Annotated in this window: 3 protein-coding genes; 2 read left to right on the top strand and 1 reads right to left on the bottom strand. The window is 60.1% G+C overall.

All coding sequences use genetic code 11. The annotated features are described in order from the left end of the window. Window positions 1-971, top strand: a 971-nt coding sequence (locus ACRC1E_RS13385) for an autotransporter domain-containing protein (RefSeq protein WP_438515587.1), incomplete at its 5' end; no start/stop codon positions are given. Window positions 972-1,300: 329 nt separating this feature from the next. Then, window positions 1,301-3,175, top strand: a complete 1,875-nt coding sequence (gene speA / locus ACRC1E_RS13380) for an arginine decarboxylase (protein ID WP_438515586.1) — start codon at window positions 1,301-1,303, stop codon at window positions 3,173-3,175. Window positions 3,176-3,270: 95 nt separating this feature from the next. Here the strand turns inward: speA and ACRC1E_RS13375 are convergent. Continuing rightward, window positions 3,271-3,864, bottom strand: a 594-nt coding sequence (locus tag ACRC1E_RS13375) for a type II secretion system F family protein (RefSeq protein ID WP_438515585.1), incomplete at its 5' end; no start/stop codon positions are given.

Genomic DNA, 3,864 nt, shown 5'->3' with positions numbered 1-3,864 from the left:
CGGCATCGCCGACGCCGGCACCGCCGATGCCAGCACCGGATCCCACCCAGCCGCTTAAGCCTGATCGTCTGCTGCCGGAAATCCCTGCTTACGGCTCCTTGCCTGCATTGTCCGATATTTTGATGCGTGGCAATCTGATGTCGCTGGGGCAGCGACTGGATGCGACCCCTTCGGTCGATCGCGATCTATGGATCAAGGTTGATGGTTTTCATTTGCAGCAAAGCGCACGCAACGGCTTTTCATTTGAGGGCCATGGTACATCGCTGACAGTGGGGGGGGATCGCAGCGGGACGCTGAATGACGGTAAAAACTGGCGTGGCGGGGTGTTTGCCGTATGGAATCGGGCCTGGCTGGATGTGAGTGGCGAAGGCAAGGTGATTCCGTCGCGGGCGACTTCGGACATTCATCTGGATAGCCTGCAGGCTGGGGTCTATGGCCAACTGGATCAGAATGGCTGGTTTGCGCGCGGCATTGTGCTGGGCGGGCGCGAGCGGGCTAAGGTTTCGACTGAAGACCGTTACTTCAATACCTTGCACGCGACGGTTTGGGCGCTGCACCTGGCTGCCGGCAAGGTATTTGAGCCTGCACCCGGCTGGCGTTTGGTGCCGCAAGCCAATGCAAGCTACGCCAATTTTGACTGGAATCTGGTCGATGACAGTATCAAGGGTCGTTATGACAAGACCCGGCACTGGTACGGTGGCGCCGGATTAAGGGTGGAGAAAACGGTAAACGATACGCTGAAACTGTGGCTGCGCCCTGGTGTTACCCACCAGTTTGGAGATGTCCCAGCGCTGGCTTTGCGGGCGCCGGATGTTTATCTACCTGCCGCAGGCCCGAGCACGACCTGGCAAGTGCAGGCCGGCTTTAATCGTGACACCCGCTGGGGTGGCTACTATGGTCTGGTCGGTGGCAGTTGGGGGCGCGGGCAGCAAATGGGGAGGGTGGAAGCAGGCTGGCGCCGTTTATGGTAAGGAGAACAGGGTAGAGAGTACGGGGTGTTCAAAATGTTGAACGCCCCGTTTTTTTTATAAGGCAGGCTTGCTGAGAAATGGCCTGCAATCAAGGGTGTTGCATTGTTTGCAGGATGAAGGGTAAGTGACTGTTTTTACAATCGTGTTTATTAAATTGCACAGGGCAAAAAAGTACTTGCCATGACTTGTGATGTTGCTAAAATCCGCGTCCGTTCAAGCCGTATGGCATGAATACGCAGCTCCGACATCTCTGGCCCACATCAAGCGAGTCCCGCCCGAAAGCCGCGCACTAAGGAGTGATTTAATTTTGCATTGCAAAGGGCAACATCATGGCGTGGACAGTCGCAGATAGCCGGAGCCTGTACGGTATCCGGCATTGGGGGGATGGATATTTCGATATTGCCGACAACGGTTGCGTCAGCGTGCGGCCGAATGCCGCGCTGGGCGAAGATATCGATCTGATGGCGCTTTTGCAGCGTCTGTATGGCAAGAATCTGGATCTGCCGCTGCTGATCCGCTTCCCCGACATCCTGCAAAACCGGGTGACGCGCTTGTGTCGTGCCTTCGACGACGCCATCGCGCAAGCGGGCTACGGCAACCGCTATACCGCCATCTATCCGATCAAGGTCAACCAGCAGGAGGCGGTGATCAAAAGCATCATCGCGACACCTGATGTTTCCATCGGCCTTGAGGCCGGCTCCAAGCCGGAGCTGATGGCGGTGCTGGCGTTGTCGCCCATCGGCGGCACCATCGTATGCAACGGCTACAAGGACCGCGAGTTTATCCGGCTGGCGCTGATCGGCCAGAAGCTGGGTCACGAGGTGTTTATCGTGATCGAGAAAGAGATCGAGGTCGATCTGGTGATCGAGGAGGCCGCGCTGCTGGGAGTCCGGCCGTGGCTGGGCATGCGCGTGCGCCTGTCTTCGCTGGCATCGGGCAAATGGGCGGATACCGGTGGTGACAAGGCCAAGTTCGGCCTGTCGGCGGCGCAGCTGATTTCGGCGGCCGATAAACTCGCAGCCGCCGGCATGGCCGACTGCGTGCGCCTGATGCACTTTCATATGGGTTCGCAGATCGCGCATATCGGCGACTATCGCGCCGGCTTTCGCGAGGCGATCCGCTACTATGGCGAGCTGAGGGCGCTGGGTCTGCCTATCGATCATGTCGATGTCGGTGGCGGGCTGGGGGTCGATTACGACGGCACCCATTCGCGCAACGAAAGTTCGATCAACTACGATATCGACGAGTATGCGCAGGCGATTGTCGGCCTGCTGGCCGAATTCTGTGCCGACAACGATTTGCCGCAGCCGCGCATTTTTTCCGAGTCCGGCCGTGCGATGACCGCACACCATGCGGTGCTGGTGATGAATGTCACCGATGTCGAGCGCCTGCCGGATGCGGTGCCGGCGGTGGCCGATGTCGCTGCGCTGGCGCAGCCCATCCGCAAACTGCTGGAGCTGACGCAGCTGGCCGACGCGGAGATGGTCACCGAAACCTATTACCGCGCCAGCCATCTGGTGTCGGATGTGGCCGAGCTGTATACCGCAGGCCGGCTATCGCTGAAGGAAAAGGCACTGGCCGAAACCATACACGCCGCCCTGTGCCGCCGCCTGCAGCGCCAGCTAAGCGCCGGCCAGCGTAGCCAGCGCCAGGCCTATGACGACCTGACCGAGCGTCTGGCCGACAAGTATTTCTGCAACTTTTCGGTATTCCAGAGCCTGCCCGACACCTGGGCCATCGATCAGGTGCTGCCCTTGATGCCTATCCACCGGCTGGATGAAGAGCCGACGCGGCGCGCGGTGCTGCAGGACCTGACTTGCGACTCGGACGGCAAGGTCAAGCAGTACGTGGACGGGCAGAGCATAGAGACCAGCATGGCGGTGCACGAGGTCAGGGCGGGTGAGGAATATCTGATCGGCGTGTTCCTGGTCGGTGCCTATCAGGAGATCCTCGGGGATATGCACAACCTGTTTGGCGACACCGACTCGGTCAATGTCTACCAGTACGCCGGCGGCCAGTTGGAGTGCTCCGGGGTAGAGGAGCACGACACCATCGAAGACATGCTGCGCTATGTGCATCTGTCGCCGGACGAGCTCTTGGAGCGTTACCGCCACAAGATGTCGGTGCTGGACGTGAGCGAACGCGGCAGTTATCTGGCCGAATTCGCACGCTGCCTCAAGCAGTCTTCGTATCTGTCGGTGTAGCGGTGTGTGACTGGGCTTGATGCAAAAAAGCGGGAAGGGATGCCTTCCCGCTTTTTTGTGCCGGCGTCAGGCGGGCTGCTGTGGAGAGCGTCATGTCAGCCCCCGCCCGAGAGCGTAGGCAGCAGCACGCGCTGGATGGAGATGAAGGCCGGCCCCAGTAGTACCAGCAGCAGTGCCGGAAAAATGAAGAAAATCAGCGGGAACAGCAGCTTCAGCGGGATTTTGGCAGCAGCTTCCTCGGCGCGCTGGCGGCGTTTTGTCCGCAACTCCTCGGCGTGCACACGCAAGGCATCGCCGATGCTGGTGCCGAAGCGCTCGGCCTGAACCAGCATGGCCACCAGCGACTCGACTTCGGGCACGCCGGTACGCATGGCCAGATTGCGTAAGGCCTTGTCCTTGCTGCTGCCGGCGCGCAGTTCCAGATTCACCAGATGCAGCTCCTGCGCCAGTGTCACGCTCTTGATCTGCATTTCATCGGCGACCTTGGCCAGCGCGGCATCCACGCCAAGGCCGGCCTCGACACAGACCAGCATCAGGTCGATTGCGTCGGGAAAGTTCTCGAAGATTTCGCGCTGGCGCAAGCGCACCTTGCGCGCCAGCCAGAGATTAGGCAGGTAGTAGCCGCTGCCGGCTGCCAGCAGCAGGTACAGCAGCATGGTATTGCGCGGGAAATTGCTGGCAGAGAGGGC

Origin of the sequence: Craterilacuibacter sp., from assembly GCF_051659485.1 — a bacterium.
GTDB lineage: Bacteria > Pseudomonadota > Gammaproteobacteria > Burkholderiales > Chromobacteriaceae > Craterilacuibacter.
This window is presented reverse-complemented; position numbering and strand designations above follow the sequence as displayed.